Annotated in this window: 16 protein-coding genes and 1 CRISPR repeat array (1 of these 17 cut by a window edge); of the genes, 5 read left to right on the top strand and 11 right to left on the bottom strand. The window is 70.2% G+C overall.

The features are described from left to right. A CRISPR array of direct repeats spans nucleotides 1–790; the repeat unit is 36 nt; unit sequence GTCCCGCTCGCCGTGATGCCGAAAGGCGTTGAGCAC (it extends 2,259 nt beyond the left edge of the window). Between the two features lie 170 nt (nucleotides 791–960). From BHS09_RS37265 to BHS09_RS37255, 3 genes are all read right to left on the bottom strand, one after another. Next, nucleotides 961–2,574 carry a hypothetical protein gene (locus BHS09_RS37265; protein WP_140800444.1) on the bottom strand — a complete coding sequence of 538 codons (1,614 nt, stop codon included), beginning with the start codon at nucleotides 2,572–2,574 and terminating at the stop codon, nucleotides 961–963. Between the two features lie 14 nt (nucleotides 2,575–2,588). Further along, nucleotides 2,589–3,809: a hypothetical protein gene (locus tag BHS09_RS37260; RefSeq protein WP_140800855.1), complete on the bottom strand. Its 1,221-nt coding sequence runs from the start codon at nucleotides 3,807–3,809 to the stop codon at nucleotides 2,589–2,591. Nucleotides 3,810–3,938: 129 nt separating this feature from the next. Continuing rightward, nucleotides 3,939–4,160: a double-CXXCG motif protein gene (locus BHS09_RS37255; protein WP_140796092.1), complete on the bottom strand. Its 222-nt coding sequence runs from the start codon at nucleotides 4,158–4,160 to the stop codon at nucleotides 3,939–3,941. A 122-nt stretch (nucleotides 4,161–4,282) separates the two neighbouring features. Here BHS09_RS37255 and BHS09_RS38705 point away from each other — a divergent pair, with 122 nt between their 5' ends. Continuing rightward, a complete protein-coding gene (locus BHS09_RS38705; RefSeq protein ID WP_161604948.1) occupies nucleotides 4,283–4,459 on the top strand; it encodes a hypothetical protein in 177 nt (58 codons plus the stop codon). 36 nt (nucleotides 4,460–4,495) lie between these two features. On the opposite strand, the gene BHS09_RS37250 is transcribed toward BHS09_RS38705, so the two are convergent. Further along, the gene (locus BHS09_RS37250) at nucleotides 4,496–5,152 is read right to left on the bottom strand and encodes an SDR family oxidoreductase (RefSeq protein WP_140800443.1); all 657 of its coding nucleotides are present in this window, start codon (nucleotides 5,150–5,152) and stop codon (nucleotides 4,496–4,498) included. Nucleotides 5,153–5,374: 222 nt separating this feature from the next. Here BHS09_RS37250 and BHS09_RS37245 point away from each other — a divergent pair, with 222 nt between their 5' ends. The 4 genes from BHS09_RS37245 to BHS09_RS37230 are packed head-to-tail and all read left to right on the top strand — an operon-like array spanning nucleotide 5,375 to nucleotide 11,171. Next, nucleotides 5,375–5,917, top strand: coding sequence for a DUF2378 family protein (locus BHS09_RS37245; protein ID WP_140800442.1), 543 nt, complete (start codon nucleotides 5,375–5,377; stop codon nucleotides 5,915–5,917). A gap of 36 nt (nucleotides 5,918–5,953) precedes the next feature. Further along, nucleotides 5,954–6,622 carry an exopolysaccharide biosynthesis protein gene (locus BHS09_RS37240; RefSeq protein ID WP_140796089.1) on the top strand — a complete coding sequence of 223 codons (669 nt, stop codon included), beginning with the start codon at nucleotides 5,954–5,956 and terminating at the stop codon, nucleotides 6,620–6,622. Nucleotides 6,623–6,675: 53 nt separating this feature from the next. Then, on the top strand, nucleotides 6,676–10,302 hold the full coding sequence (locus BHS09_RS37235; protein WP_140800441.1) for a serine/threonine-protein kinase: 3,627 nt from the start codon (nucleotides 6,676–6,678) through the stop codon (nucleotides 10,300–10,302). Then, nucleotides 10,299–11,171, top strand: a complete 873-nt coding sequence (locus tag BHS09_RS37230) for a methyltransferase domain-containing protein (RefSeq protein WP_140796087.1) — start codon at nucleotides 10,299–10,301, stop codon at nucleotides 11,169–11,171. The genes BHS09_RS37235 and BHS09_RS37230 overlap by 4 nt, the downstream gene beginning before the upstream one ends. 70 nt (nucleotides 11,172–11,241) lie before the next feature. Here BHS09_RS37230 and BHS09_RS37225 read toward each other — a convergent pair whose 3' ends face one another. The 7 genes from BHS09_RS37225 to BHS09_RS37195 all read right to left on the bottom strand — a co-directional run bounded on the left by BHS09_RS37225 (nucleotide 11,242) and on the right by BHS09_RS37195 (nucleotide 21,527). Then, nucleotides 11,242–12,069, bottom strand: coding sequence for an SDR family NAD(P)-dependent oxidoreductase (locus BHS09_RS37225; protein WP_140796086.1), 828 nt, complete (start codon nucleotides 12,067–12,069; stop codon nucleotides 11,242–11,244). Further along, nucleotides 12,066–12,836 (bottom strand): lysophospholipid acyltransferase family protein, encoded by a 771-nt coding sequence (locus BHS09_RS37220; RefSeq protein WP_140796085.1) that lies wholly within the window; start codon nucleotides 12,834–12,836, stop codon nucleotides 12,066–12,068. Before BHS09_RS37220 ends, BHS09_RS37225 begins: the two co-directional genes overlap by 4 nt. Continuing rightward, complete coding sequence (locus BHS09_RS37215; RefSeq protein ID WP_140796084.1) at nucleotides 12,833–13,801, bottom strand: 3-oxoacyl-ACP synthase III family protein; 969 nt, start codon at nucleotides 13,799–13,801, stop codon at nucleotides 12,833–12,835. The genes BHS09_RS37220 and BHS09_RS37215 overlap by 4 nt, the downstream gene beginning before the upstream one ends. Then, nucleotides 13,798–15,660, bottom strand: a complete 1,863-nt coding sequence (locus tag BHS09_RS37210; RefSeq protein WP_237080065.1) for a patatin-like phospholipase family protein — start codon at nucleotides 15,658–15,660, stop codon at nucleotides 13,798–13,800. Before BHS09_RS37210 ends, BHS09_RS37215 begins: the two co-directional genes overlap by 4 nt. Nucleotides 15,661–15,729: 69 nt before the next feature. Next, the gene (locus BHS09_RS37205) at nucleotides 15,730–18,891 is read right to left on the bottom strand and encodes an efflux RND transporter permease subunit (RefSeq protein ID WP_140800439.1); all 3,162 of its coding nucleotides are present in this window, start codon (nucleotides 18,889–18,891) and stop codon (nucleotides 15,730–15,732) included. Nucleotides 18,892–18,900: 9 nt separating this feature from the next. Next, on the bottom strand, nucleotides 18,901–20,058 hold the full coding sequence (locus BHS09_RS37200) for an efflux RND transporter periplasmic adaptor subunit (protein WP_140796081.1): 1,158 nt from the start codon (nucleotides 20,056–20,058) through the stop codon (nucleotides 18,901–18,903). Continuing rightward, the gene (locus BHS09_RS37195) at nucleotides 20,046–21,527 is read right to left on the bottom strand and encodes a TolC family protein (RefSeq protein WP_140800438.1); all 1,482 of its coding nucleotides are present in this window, start codon (nucleotides 21,525–21,527) and stop codon (nucleotides 20,046–20,048) included. Before BHS09_RS37195 ends, BHS09_RS37200 begins: the two co-directional genes overlap by 13 nt. Nucleotides 21,528–21,969: the final 442 nt, after the last annotated feature.

The following is a 21,969-nucleotide window of genomic DNA, read 5'->3' as shown; positions in this document are numbered from 1 at the left end:
CGCAGTGGCGCCAACATGGCCCCGTCCCGCTCGCCGTGATGCCGAAAGGCGTTGAGCACCCCTTCAACGCGCCGGCCGGACTCGTGGAGTCCATCGTCCCGCTCGCCGTGATGCCGAAAGGCGTTGAGCACAAGTTCAGGGTGCCGCCGTGATACAGCGCCAGCACACCGACGTCCCGCTCGCCGTGATGCCGAATGGCGTTGAGCACACACCACGGGCGATGTCTGCGAGAGCAGCCTGGGTCATCGTCCCGCTCGCCGTGATGCCGAAAGGCGTTGAGCACACATCGGCCTGATGTTCGGTGATGCGCTGGCCCTTCTTCAGTCCCGCTCACCGTGATGCCGAAAGGCGTTGAGCACTATGACAAGCTCGTCACCAACTGGGAGGACTGCTACGTCCCGCTCGCCGTGATGCCGAAAGGCTTTGAGCACTTGCCGCTGTTCGCCTGCTCCAGGCGCTGGCAGAGGTCCCGCTCGCCGTGATGCCGAAAGGCGTTGAGCACTTCACCAAGGGCTTCTTCGAGGCCACGGTGGTGCTGGTTCCGCTCGCCGTGATGCCGAAAGGCGTTGAGCACTACCCTGTCGTGGCGTTGATGGTGGCGCGATGAGGTCCCGCTCACCGTGATGCCGAAAGGCGTTGAGCACCCGAGATGGAGGAGTTGGGCAAGGCGGCGACGGCGCGCATGTCCCGCTCGCCGTGATGCCGAAAGGCGTTGAGCACAGTCCGTCCACCTTGGCGTCGCCGATGATGCGCGGTCCCGCTCGCCGTGATGCCGAAAGGCGTTGAGTAATTTTGCGAGAACGTCAGGGACTCTGTGAAGTGGTCGTGATGGGGGCGCCCTGGGCACATCCCAGCGTCTGAAAGAGTCGTTGACCGGACGCCTATTGCCCGCGCCCCCGCTTGTCGCCTTGTGGACGCCGTTAGCAGCGGCCCTGACCCCAGGTGGCCCCCTTCAATGCTTCAGTTCGTGGACGGTAGCCGTAGGGCCTTGCCGAACCCTTCGTTCAGTTCTCTCTGGAATGCCGGAAACCGTGAGGTGCGCGTGCGCAGGGCTTCGGCCCACGCGGGCAGCGCGGCTGTCGTCACGGGGTCGGCCTCGAGTTCCACGCAGCACGCCACGAGTATCGCCGCCTGGCGATAATGACCGTGCCGCTTCTCACGGAGGATGTCTTCGGTCCTTCGCGTGGCGGCGGCCTTCATCGCCTCGAGCAGCGTCCGGCGGTCCGCTTCCGAGCATCCGCTCATGACCCCTGCGCGCTGAAGCAGGTCGCGCAGCGTCGGGGTGGGGAGCTCTGGGGGGGACGGCGTGGGGACAGGTAGCACCGACGACAGCGCTTCATGGGCCGAGCCGGGACGCGCGTCTCCGAGCAACCAGGCGAACGCGGGAAAGAGCACGTGACCGGGATGCTCGTCCTGTGACCAGCCCAGCCCTGGCGCCTCAGAGAGAAGCCTCGCGGCGTCGTTCAGTTCACCGGTGAGCAGGTGGAGCAGTCCGATGAGGCTGGGTACTTTCGTCGTCGGCTTCCCGAGCGCCCTCGCCGCTAGGTCGCGAATGGTCGCCGCCGAGGCGGCACCGGAGACCAGCCAGCGCAAGAGCCGCGGGAGCGACGGTGCGCCGAGCCAGGCCGCCTCCAGCTTGTCGATGAGGTCCGTCGTGCCGAGCCGCTGCGCGCACAGCGCGGCTCCATCCAGGAAGTCGCCACGGGATGCGCTGTCTCGGACGAGCGCGGCGCATTCCTCGAAGGCGCGCAGCGCCTGTGCCCAGTCGCCAGCGGCGACGAGCGCGTCGCACCAGGCGTGTGCCATCGAGGGCTGTCGCGTCGCCCGGGCCAGACGCGCCAGGCCCGAGGGCCCCTCTCGCCGGACAACCGCCGCGCGCAGCCAGCGCTCGCGAGGGGACTCCCATTCCCTGCCAGGTCTGGCGTCGCGCTCGAGGCGCGCGATCCAGAGGGGAAGAAAGTCGGCGAGCTCCGGAGGGTTTCCGCCCAGCGAGGCCGCGACTTCGTCGAGTGGGTCATCCACGAAGGAGAGCCCTTGGGCCGCGTCGAGCGCCTGAAGCACCGCGTCGGCACGTTCAGCGAGCGGAGTCGTCACGTACACGGCGGTCACGAACTGACGATTGCATTCGTGGAGATTCGCGGAGAGCACCTCATCGGCCAGCTCATCCTGCCCGAGATAAATGTCTCCGTTGCGAATGGGTTCGAGCAGCGCCGCGAACACCACGCGGGCAGCGTGGTAGTCACCCGCGAGTGAGGCCGTGAGCGCTTGCCGGAGGTGATGGTCGGCGGCGGAGGGCTCCGCCTTTCCAGCGCGGCGCGCGGCGGCCACGAACGCCGTGGCCTCCTCGACGAAGGTTGAAGGTGGCGCCGCTGGCTTCCATCCAGAGGCGCTCCGGGCAGCACGCTGGAGCAGCAGGTCTTCGAGGTCCGCGCGGGGCCCCTCATCGAGTCGGTCGAGCGCATCGCTCACGAAGGTCCGCAGCTCCTCCGTGGAGAGCGCGGCCAGGGCCTCCACGAGCGTCGAGGCGCGCTCCCCGCGCACGGCACGTCCTCGGTATCGGGGGCGTCGTTGCATGGTGTCCAGGGCCTCTACGAAGCCAGCTCCCTGGCGAGCGCCTTCGCCACGAAGTCCTGCCCCGGTCCTCCCGCCGCGAGCAGTGCCCGGATGCGGGCACTCGCGCCAGCGGTGTCGCCCAGCCGCTCCGCCGCCGCGAGCGTCGCCTGGTACGCGTCGTACACATCGAGACGCGTGACCTCGTAGCCATAGCCCTGCACGAGCCAATGGAGCGCGAGCAGGCCCGCTTCCAGGGCGAAGGTGGGCTGCGTCTTCGCGAAGGCGTGGGCCGCGCGCGTCAGCGTCTTCGGGTCGCAAGGCGTCTGGCGCGCGAGGCCGAGCGCCTCGTCGTAGAGGCCCGCGTCCTTGGCGGCCGCGAACCACTTGCCCTCGTCCCCCGGTGTGCTGCTCACGAGGTCCGCGAGCACCTCGCCCGCGGCCTTGTGAGGATACTTTTTGGCGACGGCGCGAAAGGTCGCCAGGTAGGTGCCTCCTTGGTTCGCGAGGAGGCCATAGCGCTGGTACGCCTCTTCGGCGCGCCCCGCGGCGAGCAGCAGGGCCTCGCAAGCGCGCGCCACGGCGAAGGGGGCGTCGTTCAGCCCGCGCTCCGCCTCGGCGTAGCGGAGGGCCTCCTCCGTCCGGCCCTGCGCCGCGAGCGCCTTCACTCCGTACTGGCGGTCATGCCACATCTTGTACGGCGCCAGCTCCAGCAGCGCGAGCACCTCGTCGTAGCGCCCGGCGGCGACGAGCGCGCTCAGACAATTCGTGGTGCCCTTGAAGAAGCCGCGCAGGTCGGGCGAAGGCGACCAGGACAGCCGCACCGTGCCGATGAGGTTGTCGGCCCAGGCCGAGGCGACGTCTGGCGCCGCGCACAGCGCGCCCCAGTGGTTGCCGAGCGATTCGATGTAGGGGATGTCGTCGGCCTGGTAGGCCTCCCAGAGCCGCTCCAGCCACGCGTCGCGGGTCACCGCATCCACGGGCGCGCTCGCGATGAGGGGCACGAGCGCGTCGATGGCATGGTTGACGGCCGCGCCAATGGCACCCGATGAGCCATCGACGTGCGCCAGCGCGGGGGACACGCGCTCGATGAAGAGGACCGCGCCTTCCGCCGCGAGCACGGGGGACTTCTTGGCGGCCTGCTTGATTTCCGTCACCGCCTGCTTGATTCGGGTGATGGCCGGCTGCGACTTCCAGCCAAAGGCGTGACGGCGAAAGCGCGCCTTGAACTCCCACTTGTGTGACACGGCCTTCACCATCACCGAGTGTCCTCCTGGCCGTGAAGGGGGACTGGCGCACCCGGCACGGCGCCCGGGCTCGGCGCATGACCTTGCCGGTGCGGGGAGCGAGGAGCAAGGCATTGTGCCAGCCGGTCGCCGGAGCTCGCTTCAAGGGCCTTCCCGCTGGACTCCATGCTCATCGCAACGGAAGTTCGCGGAAGCGAATGCCCTCCAGTCAGCGGGGTAGTAGTGGCCGACGCTCGCCCACGTTGCGCCACAGCCAGGGCAGGCCAGGAGTCCTGGCAGCTTCCACCGGTGTGTCGCGTTGAAGTCCCCGGTGTGGCGGGCCGTCGCGGCGCTGTCCTCTTCCAGCAAGTAGTAGCGGGTCATTCGTCCGCAGTTGATCCTGGTGGTACTCCTTTCGCCGCGCTGCCCTCAGCAATCAACGTTTGCATCGAGAAATGACGCCGGATGCAAATGTTTGGCTGTTCCTGCTTTGCCTGAGTCGGTCGTTGACGCAGGTGCTGTACCGCCCGTTCCACGAGCTGAACAAGCGCCCCAACGCGTCACCGTTCTGGTGGTCCAACCAGGACCCCTCCCAGTACCGGCAACTGTGGGTCATCATGCATGGCTGGCGCGTGCTCACCGGCGGCTCCAACCCCATGTGCCACTGGGACTCGCTGCGCTGAAACACGTACTCCACAGGCCCTGCGCCGGAGGACGGCTCAGGCGCCCGCGGCAGCGACTTCGGCCCAGAGCGTGTCGCCCTCCAGTACCTGGTTCAGCGGCGCGCGCTGCTCGGAGACACGCAGCAGCACGGCGGCGAGCTGCTCCAGGTGGATGGGCCGCATGTTCCGCAATGGCGGCAGGCGGGTGAGGGCTCGCAGCACGGGGTTGATGTGGTGGTACTCGCCCTCGAAGGCGGGCGGGCGCACCACGGTCCACGGGATGCCGCTGTCGCGCACCAGCCGCTCCGCCTCCGCCTTGGCCTTGAGGTACGCGCCCACCGGCCGGCCCGCGCCCACGGAGCTGAGCAGCACCAGGTGGTCCACACCCGCGCGCTTCGCCGCCTCCACGAGCTGCCTCGTGGTGCCAATGTCGCTCGTCTCGTAGGTGTCGCCCGACCCGAAGCGCTTGCGCATGGTGCCAATCAACTGGAGCACCGTGGTGCAGCCGCGCATCATCTCCACCAGCGTCTCACCGTCGGACAGCTCCACCACGGCCTTGTGGGGCCACGGGCGTACCAAATCGCTGTCCGCACTCTTCGGCCGGACGTGCGCGAGGACCGGCGGCGCGCCGCGCGACAGCGCCTGTCGCATCAGCGTGCGGCCCGTGGCACCCGTGGCGCCAGCGACGAAGAGGTGACGAGGGGGCGTGTTCATGATGGCGGACTCCAGCGAAGACGGGCGGCGTGTCGAGCAAGCCTACGGGATGACGCGGGCCGTCGGCTCTTCATCACACTGCGTCGCGAGAGCCCAGCGCGGCGTGGCGCTCCGTGTCGAATGAGGCACACGCCGCGCCCCAAGCCGGGTGTTGAATAACCATCGATAGACAGTCACCCACCGGGTTGAGGCGCTGTCATCCAGGCGATACATTGCCGCGCCTTGGAAAATCCCGAACCCCTTGTATTCCAGCAGAGCTTCCAGGGACTGCTTCGCGCCCTGGGCGATGACCTGGATGACGCGTGTGTAGGCCGGCTGCGCGAGGTGGGCCTCGACGCCCGGGGCTCACTGGCCCTGGCCTATCCCTTGAAAATCTGGGTGGCCGCGCTGAAGGTCGCGGCGGCCACGCTGGCACCGGAGGCGCCGTTGGACGAGGCCGCCGCGGTGGTGGGGCGGCGCTTCGTGGAGGGCTTCAGCTCCACGCTCATCGGCAACGCGCTGCTAGGCACCGTGCGGCTCCTGGGGCCGCAGCGCATGCTGGCGCGGATGACGCGCAACCTGCGCACGGGCACCAACTATCTGGAGACGCACATGGAGCAGCTGGGGCCCACCCGGTATGAGCTGACCTGCCGGCCCGTGGTGGTGGCGGGCTTCTACGTGGGGCTCTTCCTGGCGGGGCTGGAGGCCAGCGGGGCCAAACACCCCTCGGTCCAGATTGTCCGGAGGGAGGGCGAGGAAGCGGTGTACGACATCGCTTGGAGCTGAGCATTGACGGGGAGGGCGTGGTAGTGACGGCCTGAAATGTCGACGCCTTCGCCCACCCCCTCTTCGTCCACGGGTTTCTCGGACACCCAGGCCCAGCTCTCCGCCACCCTCCGCGCGCTGTCCGCGCGGTTGCCCGAATCCCTGACGGTGCGGGAGCTGATGCAGGCGTGTGGTGAGCAAGGCCTGCTGCTCTTCTGCTGCATCCTGACCTTCCCCTTCCTGCTGCCCGTGTCGATTCCGGGCGTGTCCACGGTGTTCGGCCTGCTCATCGTCCTCATCGGCGTGGGCGTGACGTTCAACCGGACGCCCTGGCTGCCCCGGAAGCTGCTGGACAAGCCGCTGCTGCGCACCAACCTGGCCCCGGCGTTGGACAAGGGCGCGGACGTCTTCACCAAGTACGTGGACAAGATGAGCAAGCCGCGGCTGCTGGCGCTCACGCACGGCTCCAGCACGAACCGCTTCAACGGCTTCATGCTCTTCTTCGCGGGCGTGCTGCTGATGATGCCGTTCGGCCTGATTCCCTTCAGCAACACGTTGCCCGCGCTGGCCGCGCTCTTCTTCGCCATCGGCATCCTGCAGCGCGACGGCTACTTCATCCTCATGGGGCATGGGATGACGGTGGGGTCGCTCACCTACTTCATCGTCATCATCTACGGCGCCGTGCAGGGGGGGCGCAGCCTGGCCAGTGTCTTCGGCGGGGGCTGAGCCCGCGCCTGGGTAGTGGCTGACCTGCCGCCCAGGCTCGCCTTATTTGCCCGGTGAGCCGGGGATTACGGTGCGTCTGGAATCAGTCCTACCGCCACCAGGGGTTCCCGTTATCATCGGGGGCGGGCGGCCCCCCTCTGATGCGGCAATTTCCTCATGAAACCCGGCACCGGCCGGAGGATGCGACGCGTCGCCACGCGGAAGGCGAGGTCGTGGGCGGGCGCTACCGCATCCTCGACTTCCTGGGCCGGGGCGGTGCGGGCACGGTGTGGCGCGCGCAGGACCTGCTGGCGGGCCCCGTCGCGGTGAAGCGGCTGCACCAGACGCTGGAGGACCTGGCGCGGCTGCCTCGGCTGCCCGAGGGCGAGTACACGCCGTCTTCCATCGCCCGGCATGAGCTGGCGCTGTCGCTGGCGCACGAGTTCCAGACGCTCGCCTCGCTGCGCCATCCGCATGTCATCAGCGTGCTGGACTACGGCTTCGACGCCGAGCACCGGCCCTATCTGGCCATGGACCTGCTGGAGGACGCTCGGCACCTGGTGCAGGCGGGCACGGGGCAGCCGTTGCGTGTGCAGGTGGGGCTGCTGGTGCAGACGCTGATGGCGCTCGCGTACCTGCACCGGCGCGGCATCATCCACCGCGACCTCAAGCCCGCCAACGTGCTGGTGGCCCACGGGCAGGTGAAGGTGTTGGACTTCGGCCTGGCGGTGGGTCGCGAGCACGTCCACCACGCGCAGCCGGGCGGCACGCCGGGCTACCTCGCGCCGGAGCTGTTCGAGGAGCAGCCGCCCTCGGAGGTGACGGACCTCTTCAGCGTGGGCGCCATGGCCAGCCAGATGATGTTCGGCCGGCTGCCGCATGCCGGACAGGTGCCCTCGCCGCCGGACTTCCCGCCCGAGCTGAAGGCCGTGCTGGAGCGGCTGGTGTCACCGGACCCGAAGCTGCGGCCCCGCAGCGCGGACGCGGTGATTGCCGAGCTCTGCGCCGCCACCGGTGAGCCGGTGCCGCCCGAGTCCGCCGCCACGCGCGAGAGCTTCCTCCAGGCCGCGCGCTACGTGGGCCGGGTGGCGGAGCAGGCGCGGCTGTCCACCGTGCTGGAGTCGGCGATGGTGGGCCGCGGCGGCGCGTGGCTGGTGGGTGGGGAGAGCGGCGTGGGCAAGTCGCGGCTCCTGGAGGAGCTGCGTGCGCTGGCGCTGGTGAAGGGCGCGGTGGTGCTGCGGGGCCAGGGCGTGGCGGCGGGCGGCAGTCCGTACCAGGAATGGCGCCCGGTGCTGCGCTGGCTGGCCATCCTCACCACGCTGAGCGAGCGCGAGGCCAGCATCCTCAAGCCGCTGGTGCCGGACATCGAGGCGTTGTTGGGGCACCCCGTCGCGGACCCCGCCGAAGTGGGCGCGGACGTGGTGCAGGCGCGGCTGCTCCAGGTGGTGGAGGACGTGTTCGCGCGGCTGACCCAGCCCGTGGTGGTGGTGCTGGAGGACCTGCACTGGGCGGGCGATGAGTCGCTGCATCTGCTCTCTCGGCTCGCCACCCGGGCGTTGGCGCTGCGCCTGTTGCTCATCGGCAGCTTCCGTGACGATGAGGCGCCTTCGCTTCCCGCGGCGCTGCCGGGCCTGCCGCTGCTGCGGCTGCCGCGGCTGGACGCTCAGGAGGTCTCCATCCTCAGTGAGTCCATGATGGGGGCACCCGGAGCCCGGCCCCACCTGGTGGACCTGCTGCTGCGCGAGACGGAGGGCAATCCCTTCTTCCTCGTGGAGGTGGTGCGGGCGCTGGCGGAGGAGGCGGGAGGGCTGGACCGGCTTGGCGACATGGCACTGCCGGAGCGAGTCTTCGCTGGTGGCGTGCGCAGGCTGGTGCAGCGGCGGCTGGAGAAGGTGCCGGTTCCTTCGCGGGAGCTGCTGCAGGTGGCCGCCATCGTCGGGCGGCAGGTGGATGTGCCGCTGCTCCAACAGGCCGCGCCGGATGTGGACGTGGAGCACTGGCTGACGGACTGCGCGGCGGCGGCGGTGCTGGACGTGGCGGATGGGCGCTGGCGCTTCGCGCACGACAAGCTGCGCGAAGGGGTGCTGGATGATTTGCCCGTGGATGCGCGGCCCGCGCTGCACCGGCGCGCCGCGCTGGCGATGGAGGCGGCGCATGGGCAGCGGGCGGAGTGGACGGCGGCGCTCACCTACCACTGGGGCATGGCCGGGGACGCGCTGCGTGAGGCTCGCTATGCGCAGCGCGCGGGCGAGGATGCCCTTCGCGTGGGCGCCTGCCGCGAAGCACTGCCTTTCCTCACCCGGGCGCTGACGCGGGTGACCGAAGTGGGCGGCGACGCCATGACGTTGGGGCACCTGGAGGCACTCCTGGCGGAGACGCGCTTCCAGTTGGGGGAGCTCCAGTCCTTCCGTGAGCATGCGGAGCGTGCGCTGCGGCACTTCGGCTGGCCCGTGCCATCCAGCCGCATGGGCTGGGCGCTGGGGACGCTTGGGCAGGGCCTGCTGCGGTTGGCGCAGAGCTCCCGGCCGGAGGACTACGACGAGGAGACGGAGGAGCGGCGGCGGGTGCGGCGCGTGGCGGGTCGGCTGTTGATGCGGCTGCTCGATGCGTTCATCTATGCGCACCAGGCGCTGCCCGTCCTCTGGTCCGGCCTTCGCGCGTTGAACCTGTGCGAGCCGGCGGGCGCGTCGCCGGAGCTGGCGCGGGGCTACACGAGCATGGCGGTGGTGGCGGGCACGCTGCCCATCCGGTCGGTGGCGGAGACGTGGTCCCGCCGCGCGTTGGAGGTGGCCGAGCGCGTGGGCAACCCCGCGGACCTGGCCTTCGTGCTGTGCCGCAACGCCGTGTATGGCGCGTACGTGGCGCGGTGGGCGGAGGCCGAGGCGTGGCTGGAGCGGGCCATTGGCATCGTCGACTCGGTGGGCGACGTGCGATTGGCGGAGGAGTGCCGCGCGCTGCTGACGGTGGTGTCGTGCTACCAGGGGAAGTTCGCGCGAGGACTGCCGCTGATGGCCTGGCTGGAGCACTCGGCGCGGCGGCGCGGGGCGCTCCAGACGGAGCACTGGGCGTTGCACTACCAGGCGCACATCCATTTGCGGCTGGGCGACTACGCGAAGGCTCGCGCCGCGCTGGCCCAGACGCTGGCGTGGACGGAGGCGCAGGGCGGGCAGACGGACCGCATCATCGTGGAGGGGACGCTGGCGCTGTTGCGGCTGCGTGAAGGTGACGCGGAAGGGGCACGGGCCGCGGCGGAGCAGGCGCTGGCGAGAATGTCGTCCGGCAAGCCAGTGGCGCACTTCGTCTACTTCGGCGTGATGTCGGTGGCGGAGGTGCTCCTGACGCTGTGGGAGCGGGGCACGGATGCCTCGCTGGTGGCGAGCGCCAAGGCGGCGCGCCGGGAGGCGGAGGTCTTCGCCAAGGTGTTCCCCTTTGGAGAGGCCGCGGCGCGCTTGTGGCGTGGGCGGGAGGCCTGGCTGGATGGCGACGCCACGCGGGCCTTCGAGGCGTGGCGACGGTGTATCGCTGTCGCATCGAGAAAGGGACAATCCTTCGAGGAGGCCCACGCGCGGCTGGCGCTGGCCAGGCACTTGCCATCGGAGGACCCGGCGCGGTGTGTCCATCAGCAGCGCGCGGTGGAGTCGTTCACCCGGCTGGGCATGCGGGATGAGCAGGCCCGCGCGGAGGCGCACGCGCGTTCATGAACGGTGTGAGTGTCCGGGACGTGGCGTTGCTGTCGTGCCCGGCCTGTGGTGGGGCGCTGGTGTTCCACGGGCTCGAGGCGGATGGCTGCATCCGCGACGGGTGGCTGCGCTGCGGTGGATGCGGCGAGGCGTGGAGCGTGGCGCGGGGCATGGCGCGGCTGTATCGCGAGGACGCGGTGCGCGGTACGGACCGGCTGATGCGCGTCATCTACGATGGGCTCCCGGTGCTGCATGACCCGCTGACGACGCTGCTGACGCCGCTGTTTCAATCCGTTTCGGAAGCGCGGATGCGCGCGGGGTACATGCGCCGTGTGGAGCTCGGCGCGCTGACGCCGCACGAGGACGGCAGCCCGGTGCGGGTGCTGGAGGTGGGCGTGGGCTCGGGGGCGAACCTGCCGCTCCTGCGTGATGGCTTGCCGCCGGGGCTCGACGTGGACGTGTGGGGCGTGGACCTGAGCGGGGGCATGCTCAAGCACTGCAAGCGGCGGCTGCGGTCTGGAGGTTATGCGGGCGTGCGGCTGATGATGGCGGATGCGCACGCGCTGCCGTTCCCGGATGCGTCGTTCGACCGGGTGTTTCACGTGGGCGGCATTGGCGGCTACCGGGCACCCGAGCGGGCTTTGGCGGAGATGGCGCGCGTGGCGAAGCCGAGCACGCCGCTGGTGGTCGTGGACGAGCAGATGGACCCGGCCTTCCGGCCCTCGCTGTTCCAGCGCGCCGCGTTCCGCGCGATGACGTTCTACTCGTGGGAGCCACGCTGCCCCCGGGAGCTGCTGCCTCCGGGAGCGTTCGACGTCACCGAGGAGCAGGTGGCGCCGTTTTATTACTGTCTGTCGTTCCGGATGCCGGAGCAAGACGCACGGGCCTGACGGCCGACGTGCATGTCTGTCTTGGGGGAGATGCCGAGCCCTGTCTCTCGGCCATCGGACAGGGCTGACCTCACGGATTCAGCACCAGGTCCAACAGCCGCAGCGTCATCCCACCGGTGAAGTCGATGGTGGCGCCGTTGAACCAGCCCGCCTCCTCGCCGGCGAGCACCGTGACGAAGCGGGCCACGTCCTCCACGGTGCCCATGCGTCCCGCGGGATTCATCCTCGCGTGGGCCGCCTCCAGGCGCGCCAGGGCCCCGGGCGAGTACACGTGCTTCAGCGCGGGCGTCATCACCGTGCCGAACTTCAGCAGGTTGACGCGGTGTCCTCGCGGGCCCAGCTCCATGGCGAGGTAGCGCACGTACATCTCCAGCGCCGCCTTCGACGCGCTGATGAGTCCTGTGTTCCCCAGGTGCGTTTCATCCAGCGGGTTTTGTAGACCGAGAAGCCGGGCCTCCGGCGCCAACATGTCTTCATTCACCAGGGCCTGCGCCCAGAAGACAAACGAGTGCGCCATCGTGTCGAAGGTCCGGCGGATGCGCCGCGCGTGCAGCCGGTCCTCGCCCTCGGACAGGAATCGCCCCACCGATGCCCCCGCAATCGAATGCACGAAGAGCTTCACGCTCCGGGGCCCGGCGACTTCCCGCAGCGCCGCCACGCCTGCCTCAGCAGCCTCTGGAGACGACGCGTCCGCCTGCCACATCACACCGAGTCCACCGGCGTCCCGCACCCGCTGCTCCAACTGCACGGCACCTTCCGCGTACCGGCCCCGGTGGACACCGAAGACATTCAACCCGGGCTTCCGAGTCACCGCCTCCGCGATGGCCGCGCCCGTGCCAGACGAAGCTCCCAGGATGAGCGCCCACTGTCGCGCCTCGGAACCCTCACCTTCCCTCATTGCACCGCCTTCCGTGTGCTGCCCTTGTCCACGTCGCGAGCCCTGTCGAGCAGCCCCTGCACCGCGTCCGCCACTTCCTGATGCACCGCTCGCATCGCGTCCCGGTTGCCCGCGTCGAAGTTTGGCTCCAGGTGGCGCGTCAGCGGCTCGCCCACCCACTGCGTCATCTTCACGGGGAAGGGAAGCGACAAGGGCCACAGGCCCGTGGCGCCCACGCCCAGCCACAGCGGCAGCCGCGCGGGCATCCCCATCCGTTGGCCGAGCGCGTACCCGTCGTTGAGGCCCACGTACGCGTCGTCCATGCCGCTGCCGCCCACGGGGACAATCGGCAGCCGGTAGCGCACCGCCAGGCGCAGGTAGCCCATGCGCTCGCCCCAGTCGACGCGGTAGCGGTGGCGGAAGTCACGGCAGCCCTCGCGCGTGCCTCCTGGCTGCAACAACACGTGCTCGCCGCGCGCCACCGCCTCCGCCAGCCGCGGGTCATCCCCCGTGACGAAGCCCAGCCCGTCCGCCACCGTGCGCATGCCCGGAATTGAATTGAACGCGCCGTGCGCCACGCCGTGCGGCAGATAGCCCAGGCGTTCGTGGAGCGTCACCGTCAGCATGCACAGGTCCACGGCCAGGGGCCGCCCGTGGTAACCGACGATGAGCTTCGCGCCGGGACGGAGCAGCGGCTCCAGGTTCACCACCTCGTAGCGGTGATACCGGCGCAGCAGCCGGAACGTGGTCAGCCATGCCGTCAGGGGCCAACCGCCCGCCTGTTTCATCCGCCCACCTGGTACAGCACCGCGCCGTGGGCCACGCCCGCGCCCACGCCCACCAGGAGGATGCGGTGCCCTGGCTTCACCGGACGCGTGCGCAGCAGCCGGTCCAGACTGGTGCCCAGCGAGGCCGAGCCCACGCTGCCCACCGTGTCCACCACGCGCACGCTGCGTTCCGGTGACACCTCCAGCGCCTGGAGGATGGCCTCCAGCATGCTGCCATTCGGCTGGTGCGTGAGCACCCACTCGACGTCGCGAAGGGCCACGCCCGCCTCGTCCAACGCCGCGCGCGCCGCCCGTACCAGCGCGCCCAGCGCGACGCGGGTCATCTCCTGGCTGGGCGTCAGGAAGCGCATCCGCTCCAGCTTGCCGGTGGCCGTCGGGTTCTCCAGCACCACGTCCGTGGGCAGCGTGCCGTCATTGCCCAGGGCCACGCCCAGGACGCCTTCTCCCGAACGGCCCGTGCCCATCACGGCGGCGGCGGCGGCGTCGCCCAGCACCAGGTAGGGGCGGGGCTCCTCGGGCGTGGTGGTGCGCGACAGCAGTTCCACCGACACGATGCCCACCGGCCCCAGCCCCGTGGCCACCGAGCGGGCCGCCAGGTCGAAGGCGCTCAGGAAGCCCATGCAGGCGTTGCTCAGGTCCATCGCGTCGCAGCTTCCCGACAGGCCCAGCGCCGCGGCCACGCGGTTGGCGGTGGCGGGCGTGGTGACGTCGCCGCCCATGGAGGTGACGCAGAGGATTCGGCGCAGGGCCCGGGCCTCCAGCCCCGCCGCGTCCAGCGCGCCCCGCAGCGCCTGTGCCGCCACGTCCGCGGCCTTCGTCCCTGGTGGCGCGAAGTGGCGGGTGAGGATGCCTGTCTTCCGTTCCACCTCCGCGGCGTCACGTCCCACGCGCGCGCACAGCTCCGCGGTCGTCACTGCGGGGCCGGGAAGGACACTGGCGGTGCCCAGGATGCGAACGGGAATCATGCGGCTTGCTGTCCTCCTGGATGCGCGTGGGCACGGGCACCCCGGGCCTTGACCTGGAGCCAGTGCTGCTTCATCTCCTCCAGCCGCTTCGCGAGCGACGCATCCGCCGCCGCCCGTCCGAGGATGTCCCGGGCCTTGGTGAACTCCATGGCGGTCAGCAGCGGTGCCTCCGCGGATTGGATGTCGTAGCGGACGTCCGCGAGCAGGCTCTCCACGTCACCACTGCGGTGCAATAGCAGCACGCCACTGGCCGCCAGGTCCAGCGCGCGGGCCACCGGATTGAGTCCCGCCAGGAAGCGCCCCAGGCCGGACCGCCGCTGAGGGGACGCATGCCGGACGCCGAAGGGGAAGATGTTGCTGGAGAAGATGACGTCCGCGCCCGCATTCAACAGCACGTGCGCGGGAACCATGCTGGTGAAGGCCCCGTCCACGTACCGCGCGGGAGGCACCACCGTGGGGCCCCAGATACCCGGCGCCGAGCCGCTGGCGCGCACCCCCAGGGCCACCGGCCCCTGCTCCAGCGCCACGCAGTCTCCGCTGGTCAGGTCCGTCGTGACAGGCAGGAAGCGGATGGCCAGCTCCTCCAGGCAGAGCCGGCCCAGGTCCTGCTCCACGAAGCGCTCCAGCGAATACGTGGTCACGATGGCGGCCGTGGCGGCCAGGGTGAGTTGCCGGCTCATGGCCCGCTCCTCCAGCCGTCGCAGTCCTTCCAGTCCGTCGTGCCCATCCAGCGCGCTGCCACAGAAGTACGCGCCCACCAGCGAGCCCATGCTGGCGCCGCTGACGATGTCGATGGGCACGCCCTGGCTCACCAGCCAGCGCAGGATGTGGACGTGGTAGAAGCCCCACACGCCACCGCCACTGAGCGCCAGGCCCACGCGCCGGTGGGTGAGGGCTCGGGCCCAGCGGGAGAGGGCGTCCTGCTCGGCGGGGCTCAGCATCGTGGTGTCCAGCGGTCGGTCATCCACGAGCACCCGCGCCATCCTGTCCAGGCTCAACCGCAAGGGGCAGGGCGGCAGCCACTGGGGATGCAGGGACTGGCCACTCAGCGCTGATTCGCGTGACGCACGGCGGGGGTCCACCACCACGGTGGGAAGCACGCGAGGAGCCGACGTCTGCCGCGCGTCCAGCGTCGTCACCAGCCGCGCCGTCTTGCCTGTCATCCCGACGTCCGCCACGCCGCAGCCGTCGAGCAGGACGTAGTGGAGGCCGTGCTCGGCCGTGAGCCGCTGGAGCACCGATGGGGTCAGCAGGCCGGGACCGCCAGCTTCAGCTGGAGGCAGCGTGGCGCGCAGGACGCCATCCGCCCCCTTCGTGACGGGCGCGTCATGCCCGCCCGGTGCGCTCCGGAGCAGCAGCACGCGGTCGCCGAAGTCGCGGTGGATGACCTTCGCCACCAGCTCGATGAGGGAGGCCAGGGGCGCGCCGCGCACGTTGCTCTCGAAGGCGATGACCTCCGCTGGCGGACGGGGCCGCTCCTGCACGCCGGTGGGCGCGTGCAGCAGGCTCGCGACAGCGTCCTTCGGAAAGAAGAGGCCCTCGGAGTCCGTCGTCGCGCGGATGGTGAAGGCGTTGCTGCCGCTCGACAGCGCCTCCAGTCCCAGGGGCGTACCGGGCTGGAGCGTCATCAGGAGCGCGTCACCGCGCATGACCTCCAACTCGCCCTCCAGGAGGAGGGAGAAGCCCTCGGGGGGCTCGCCTTCCCGGCACAGCACCTGGCCGCGAGCCCAGGACACGTCCTGGCCCTTGCCCAGCAGTTGGAGCAGCGCGGTGTTGCCATGGTGACGGAGCCCGGGCGCACGCTTGAGCGCATACAGCCGCTGGCGCCGCCGGTCGTCGCGTGACGGGAAGTGAGACATGGCACCCCGCAGGATAACGAAGCCCCTCCGGCGGGGCATCCAGGGGCCCCTCAGGCTCCTGGTCAGCACTCAGGGTGTGTGGGGCTCCGGTGGGCGGACGGAGGGCGGTGGCGTGTTGACATCGCCATGCCGGCGGACGCGGAGCCTGGCGGTCTCCAGCACCACGTACAGCACGGGGATGAAGATGAGGTTCACGAAGGTGGACAGCAGCATGCCGCCGAACACGGTGGTGCCCAGGGACTTGCGCGCGGAGGCCCCCGCCCCCGAGGCCAGCATCAGCGGCACCACGCCCATGAGGAACGCGAAGGACGTCATCAGGATGGGCCGCAGGCGCGTCTGGGCGGAGTGAATGGCGGCGTCCACGACGCTCCGACCTTCGTGGCGGAGCTGCTCGGCGAACTCGACGATGAGGATGGCGTTCTTGCTGGCCAGACCCACCAGCATGACGAGCCCGACCTGGCAGAACACGTCGTTCTGGAGGCCGCGCAAATTCTGCAGCCCCAGCGCGCCCAGCATGGCCACGGGGACGCCCAGGAGGATGACCAGGGGCAGGGCGAAGCTCTCATACTGCGCGGACAGCACCAGGTAGACGAAGACGACGCCCAGCCCGAAGATGAGCAGCACGCTGCGGCCCGCCTCCTGCTGCTCCTGAGACAGGCCCGTCCATTCGAAGGTGTAGCCCACGGGCAACGTCTTGCGCGCCACCGCATCCATCGCGTCCAGGGCCTGCCCGGAGCTGGAGCCCGGCGCGGCCTGCCCGTTGATGGTCGCCGAGCGGTACAGGTTGTAGTGCTGGATGTTCTGCGCGCTGGTGATGGGCCGCACCTGCACCAGCGACTCCAGCGGCACCATCTCTCCCTTCGCGGAGCGGACGTAGAGCGCGTCGATGTCGCGTGGCTCGTTGCGGAACGGAACGGCGGCCTGCACGTACACGCGGTACACGCGGCTGGCGAAGGTGAAGTCATTCACGTACTGGCTGCCCAGATAGACTTGCAGCGTAGAGAAGACGCCATCCAGCGGGACGCCCATCGCCAGGGCCTTCTCCCGGTCCACCTGCACGTCCAGGAGGGGCGTGTTCGCTGTGTATGAGGAGAAGACGCCGCGCAGGCCCGGGTCCTGGCTGGCCGCGCCCACCAGCATGTCCGTCGTCTGCGCGAGCTGAGCGAGCGTTCGGCCACCTTGCTGGTCCTCCAGCACGAACTCAAAGCCGCCCACGCTGCCCACGCCGCGGATGGCGGGGGGCTCGAAGGGCAACACGCGCGCGCCGCCAATGGCCCTCAGCGGACGTCTCAGGCGCTCCACCAGTCCCGCCACGCTCTGGTCCGGCCGTTTGCGCTCATCCCATAGGTGCAGGTTGACGAAGAGGGTGCCGTAGTTGACGCCCGTGCCCAGCAGCGAGAAGCCGCCCACGGTGAAGATGCCCGCGACCTCCGGCTGCTGGCGCAGCACGTCTTCCGCCTGGAGCAGCACATTGCGCGTGTAGTCCAGCGACGTGCCCTCCGGCCCCTGCACGGCGATGATGAGGTAGCCCTGGTCCTCGCCTGGGATGAAGCCCGTGGGCGTGAGGCGGTACACCAGGATGGTGCCGGCCAGACACACGACGAAGGCGATGACCACCGGCCAGCGCAGCGGTCCGATGAGCTTCGCCAACATCCGGCCGTAGGCGTCTCGGAACGCGTCGAGCCCCCGGTCGAACATGCGGAAGACCTTCCACTTCTGGCCTTCGTGGGGCCGCAGCAGGATGGCGCACAGCGCGGGGGACAGGGTGAGCGCCACCAGCGCGGACAGGCTGATGGAGAAGGCCAGGGTGAGGGCGAACTGCCGGTAGATGATGCCGGTGGTGCCGGGGAAGAAGGACACCGGCACGAACACCGCGGACAGCACCAGGGCAATGGCCACCAGCGCGCCGGCCACCTGCTTCATGCCCCGGTGGGTGGCCTCGCGAGGGCCCACGTTGTCCTGCTCCATGGTGCGCTCGACGTTCTCGATGACGATGATGGCGTCATCCACCACCAGCCCCGTGGCCAGCGTGAGGCCGAAGAGCGTCAGCGTGTTGATGGAGAAGCCGAACGCGTTGACGAAGAGGAAGGTGCCCACCAGCGACACGGGCAGCGTGGTGGCCACCACCAGCACGCTGCGCCAGCCGTGCAGGAAGATGAAGATGACCAGCACCACCAGGAAGATGGCCTCGCCCAGCGTCACCAGCACCTCCTCGATGGAGGCCTGCACCGCCGCCGTGGTGTCGAAGGCGCGCTGATAGCGCATTCCTGGTGGGAAGTTTCCCTTGAGCCGCTCCAGCTCGGCGACGACGCCGTCGCGCACGTCCAGCGCGTTGGAGCCGGGGAGCTGAAAGATGCCCAGGCCCACGGCTTCGCGGCCGTTGAAGCGCAGAAGCTGCCCGTAGTTCTCCGCGCCCAGCTCCGCGCTGCCCACGTCCTTCAGCCGCACCAGCGAGCCGTCCGGCCCCTGCTGCACCACGATGTTGCCGAACTCCTCCGCCGACGTGAGCTGCCCCAGCACGCGCACCGTGAACTGATACGTCTGTCCCGGCGGCGCGGGCGGCTGGCCCACCTGTCCGGCGCCGATTTGAACGTTCTGCGCGCGCAGGGCGTTCACCACGTCCGTGGCGGCGAGCCCGCGCCGGGCCAGCTCCGTGGGGTCCAGCCACAGCCGCATGGCGAAGCGCCGCTCACCGAAAATCCGCACGTCGCCCACGCCCGTCACGCGCAGCAGCGCGTCCCGGATGAAGACGTCCGCGTAGTTGCTGAGGAAGCCCGTCTCGTAACGGTTCTCCTCGTCGAACAGGCCGAAGGCGATGAGCAGCTGCGTCTGGGCCTTGGTGATGGTGACGCCCAGCGCGTTGACGGCGGCCGGGAGCTGCGCGGACGCGGTGGCCACGCGGTTCTGGACGTCCACCGCGGCGATGTCCAAGTCCCGTCCCGGGTCGAAGGTGACGGTGATGGTGCTCACGCCCGTGTTGCTGCTGGTGGAGGCGATGTAACGCATGCCCTCCACGCCGTTGAGCTGCCGCTCCAGCACGGTGGTGACGGCGCTCTCCACTGTCTCCGCGGAGGCGCCGATGTACGTCGCCGTCACCTGCACCACGGGCAGGGACAGGTCCGGGTACTGCTCGACGGGGAGGTTGGGGATGGAGATGGCCCCCACCAGGGTGATGATGATGGACACCACACTGGCGAAGACGGGACGGCGGATGAAGAAGTCGGTGAACATGGCGGCCCCTCACTGTGCCGGCGGGGTGCCGCCGTCGGTCCCGCTGCCGCCCACGCCCTGAGGTGGCTTGCGCGAGGGGGCCTTGGGTTGGATGGGCTGGCCATCGCGGAGCATCTGGATGCCGCTGAGCACCACGGGCGTGCCCGCGTCCAGTCCGCCCGTCACCTCGTAGTCATTGCCGGAGACGAGGCCCAGGCTCACCGGCGCCCGCTGCGCCACGGTGCCCGCGTCCGAGTCCTGCACCACGAAGACGAAGGACTGGCTGCTGATGCGGGTGACGGCGGAGGTCGGGACGCGCAGAGCCTCCCGCGTGGCATAGACGACCCGGGCGCGCACGAACTGTCCGGCGCGCAGGCCCACGGTGTTCTCGAAGACACCGCGTATCTCCACCAACTGCGTGGTGGCGTTGGGCGTGGGCGCCACGAAGAACACCGGTGCCGACACCACGAGCCGGCCCTCTGGGTCCAACACCTCCACTGGCGTGGTGCCCACCCGGACGGTGCCTGCCCGCTCGACGGGAATCTGGACGGACAGCTCCAGCGTGTTGCTCTGGTCCAGTGTGGTGAGGGCCGTCTGCTGCGTCACGAAGTCGCCCACGTTCACCGGGTAGTCGCCCACGATGCCGGCGAAGGGCGCGCTCACTTCGTAGAAGCCGAGCTGGACCTCCTGGGCCTGCACCTGGGCTTCGATGGCGCGCGCGCTGGCCTCGGCTTGCAGTGCCTGCGCCACCGCCTGGTCATAGTCCTGGCGGCTCTGGAGTCCCTCCTTCAGCAGTTGCTCACTGCGCTTGCGCGTCTGTTGGGCGTACTCTCGCTGCGCCATGGCGGCGGCTTGCTGCGCCTGGGTGGCGCGCAGGCCCGCGCTTTCTCGCCGGGGGTCCACCACGAGCAGCACTTCCCCCTGTTCGACGCGTGCTCCCGGCTCGAGCGGAATCGCCTTCACGTAGCCGGCGACCTGCGGATAGACGGTGATGCTGCTGCGGGAGATGAGCGCGCCCAGGTACTCGTTGGACTCGCGCACCTCGGCGGGGACCAGGCGCTCCACCTCCACCGGCATGGGCTGGTTCGTGGCCGCTTGGCCCCCCTGCGGCCCCGAGTCGCCCTGCGAGCGGCAGCCCGCGAGGAGCAGTACGGCGAGCCCCGTGCTCCACGTCCTCACCAATCGCATGCCGCCTCCGTGAGGAACGCCGCGACCCGCGCCTGCTCCAGCTCGAACTCGCGCACCACCAGCAGCAACTCCGCCTGGCGGAGGTCCGACGCTGTCTGGATGAGCTCCAGGCTGGTTCCCGTTCCCACCTCGAAGCTGCGCCGGGTGAGCCGGTCGTTCTCCTCGGCCAGGGCGCGTCCCCGGCCCGCGATGCGCGCGGCCGCGTCCGCCACCTGTACGGCGCGCCGTGCCTGCAGCACCTCCACCGAGGCCGTGCGCTCCAGCTCCACCAGCCCCTGCTTCGCCACCTCCACGCCCGCGCGCGTCTGCCACAGTTGGCCCTCACGCGCGCCGCCATCCCAGAAGGGCAGCACCAGGCTGGCGCCGATGTTCCACACCGGCACCGTCACGAAGCCCTCTTCCACGGTGAGGGCCAGGGTGGTGCTGGTCAGCGCGAGCGTCGGGGCATAACGCGCCTTCACTTCCGACACCTGCCGCTCGGCCAGCGTGCGCCGCGAGCGCGCCACCGCGATGTCCGCGCGCCGGTCGAGCGACTCCAGTTGCTGACAGTCCCGCCGCGAGTGCTGGAGCAGGGTCTCCAACTGGACGCCCCGGACCAGGCCCACGCCTTGAGGAATGCCCAGCACCAGTCCCAGCGTCTCACGGGCCTTGCGCAGGGTCTCGTCCCCCAGGACGACGAGGTTGCGCGCCGTCTCCGTGTCCTGCTGCACGCGCACCACGTCCAGCCGCGTGCCCGCGCCCAGCTCGAAGCGGCGCTCCGTGAGGGCCAGCCGCTCCAGGGCGGTGCGCAGGTTGACGCGGTTGACCTCGGCCATCCGCTCCTGCGCGGCGACGAGCACCAGTGACTGGGCCAGCGCGCTGGTGAGCTGGCGCCGCGTCTCCGCCAGCGACAGGTTGGCGGTGCGCCGGGCCTCGCGCGCGGTGCCCAGCGCGATGATGGACGGGAGGTTGAACAGGGGCTGGGTGGCGTTCAGCAGTCCCAGGAAAGGCGGGCGGGTGAGGCCCGGTGACTGGGCGCCTCCGACGTCGCCGCCAATGCCCCCGCCGATACCGCCTCCCACGCCGCCGCCGCCACCGCCGCCACCACCCAGGAGCGGCGTCGCGTTGGGATTGAGCACGTTGTACTGGACGGAGACAGTGCCGGTGAGCGTGGGCAGCAATGCGGCCAGGGCGATTCGCTGCACGCCCGCCGCGGACTCCACCTGGGCCAGCGCGGTGTACAGGCTGGTGGAGCGTTGACGCAGCAGGTGCAGCGCCTCGTCCCAGGTCGCCACCTGCATCTCGGCCGGGGGAATGGGCTCCAGCAGCGGGTCGGACACCGGGAACCGCGGCGGCTCGGGTGTCTCCGGGGAGAGGACGGGAGCGCGGGTCGCGGGTGGCTCCACGCCCGCGTCGGTGCCGGGGCCCGCCTGGGCCAGCAGGAGGCTGGAGGCGTGGGACAGCAGGGCTGCGAGCAGCAGGGCATTCATGGGAGCGCGCGCACAGGTAGGAAGCGCGTTGCCCATCCACCACGGCCGGCGGGGCTGCCCTGCGTCTGGTGGACAGATTCTTGGATGTCACTGTCCGCCAGTGATGGACGGCGGACAGGCATGGGCGACCGCGGAACCTGTCAGCGCGAGTGAGACAGCGAGCCCGAAAGAGCACTGCGCAGCCCCTGCGAGGAGGCGCGTCGCGCGGGGGGCGTTCATCCAGATGACGGTTGGCGGGGCCTTCGACATGGGGACGCCGCGAAGGAATCGCTCAGGGGGCGCGGCGTAGGACTCGACGAGCACCTCGGCCCGGGGCGCCCGGCCGCCATGGTGGTGCTCATTGTTGTACCCACCGAAGAAGTCACTCCGGTGGCCGAGTGCATCCAGGAGGCCGCCAGAGGGCGCTTCGCGCCGCCTTCCTGCTCGGCGACGACTCCGTCTG

The organism is Myxococcus xanthus (genome assembly GCF_006402735.1).
Lineage (GTDB): Bacteria > Myxococcota > Myxococcia > Myxococcales > Myxococcaceae > Myxococcus > Myxococcus xanthus_A.
The sequence above is the reverse complement of the archived record's forward strand: the minus strand, read 5'-3'. Positions and strand labels throughout refer to the sequence as shown.

Excerpts from the sequence above, each read along its gene's own strand:
- BHS09_RS37265 (WP_140800444.1), bottom strand. The coding sequence starts at position 2,574 with ATGCAACGACGCCCCCGATACCGAGGACGTGCCGTGCGCGGGGAGCGC.
- BHS09_RS37260 (WP_140800855.1), bottom strand. The coding sequence starts at position 3,809 with ATGGTGAAGGCCGTGTCACACAAGTGGGAGTTCAAGGCGCGCTTTCGC.
- BHS09_RS37255 (WP_140796092.1), bottom strand. The coding sequence starts at position 4,160 with ATGACCCGCTACTACTTGCTGGAAGAGGACAGCGCCGCGACGGCCCGC.
- BHS09_RS37250 (WP_140800443.1), bottom strand. The coding sequence starts at position 5,152 with ATGAACACGCCCCCTCGTCACCTCTTCGTCGCTGGCGCCACGGGTGCC.
- BHS09_RS37240 (WP_140796089.1), top strand. The coding sequence starts at position 5,954 with ATGTCGACGCCTTCGCCCACCCCCTCTTCGTCCACGGGTTTCTCGGAC.
- BHS09_RS37230 (WP_140796087.1), top strand. The coding sequence starts at position 10,299 with ATGAACGGTGTGAGTGTCCGGGACGTGGCGTTGCTGTCGTGCCCGGCC.
- BHS09_RS37225 (WP_140796086.1), bottom strand. The coding sequence starts at position 12,069 with ATGAGGGAAGGTGAGGGTTCCGAGGCGCGACAGTGGGCGCTCATCCTG.
- BHS09_RS37220 (WP_140796085.1), bottom strand. The coding sequence starts at position 12,836 with ATGAAACAGGCGGGCGGTTGGCCCCTGACGGCATGGCTGACCACGTTC.
- BHS09_RS37215 (WP_140796084.1), bottom strand. The coding sequence starts at position 13,801 with ATGATTCCCGTTCGCATCCTGGGCACCGCCAGTGTCCTTCCCGGCCCC.
- BHS09_RS37210 (WP_237080065.1), bottom strand. The coding sequence starts at position 15,660 with ATGTCTCACTTCCCGTCACGCGACGACCGGCGGCGCCAGCGGCTGTAT.
- BHS09_RS37205 (WP_140800439.1), bottom strand. The coding sequence starts at position 18,891 with ATGTTCACCGACTTCTTCATCCGCCGTCCCGTCTTCGCCAGTGTGGTG.
- BHS09_RS37200 (WP_140796081.1), bottom strand. The coding sequence starts at position 20,058 with ATGCGATTGGTGAGGACGTGGAGCACGGGGCTCGCCGTACTGCTCCTC.
- BHS09_RS37195 (WP_140800438.1), bottom strand. The coding sequence starts at position 21,527 with ATGAATGCCCTGCTGCTCGCAGCCCTGCTGTCCCACGCCTCCAGCCTC.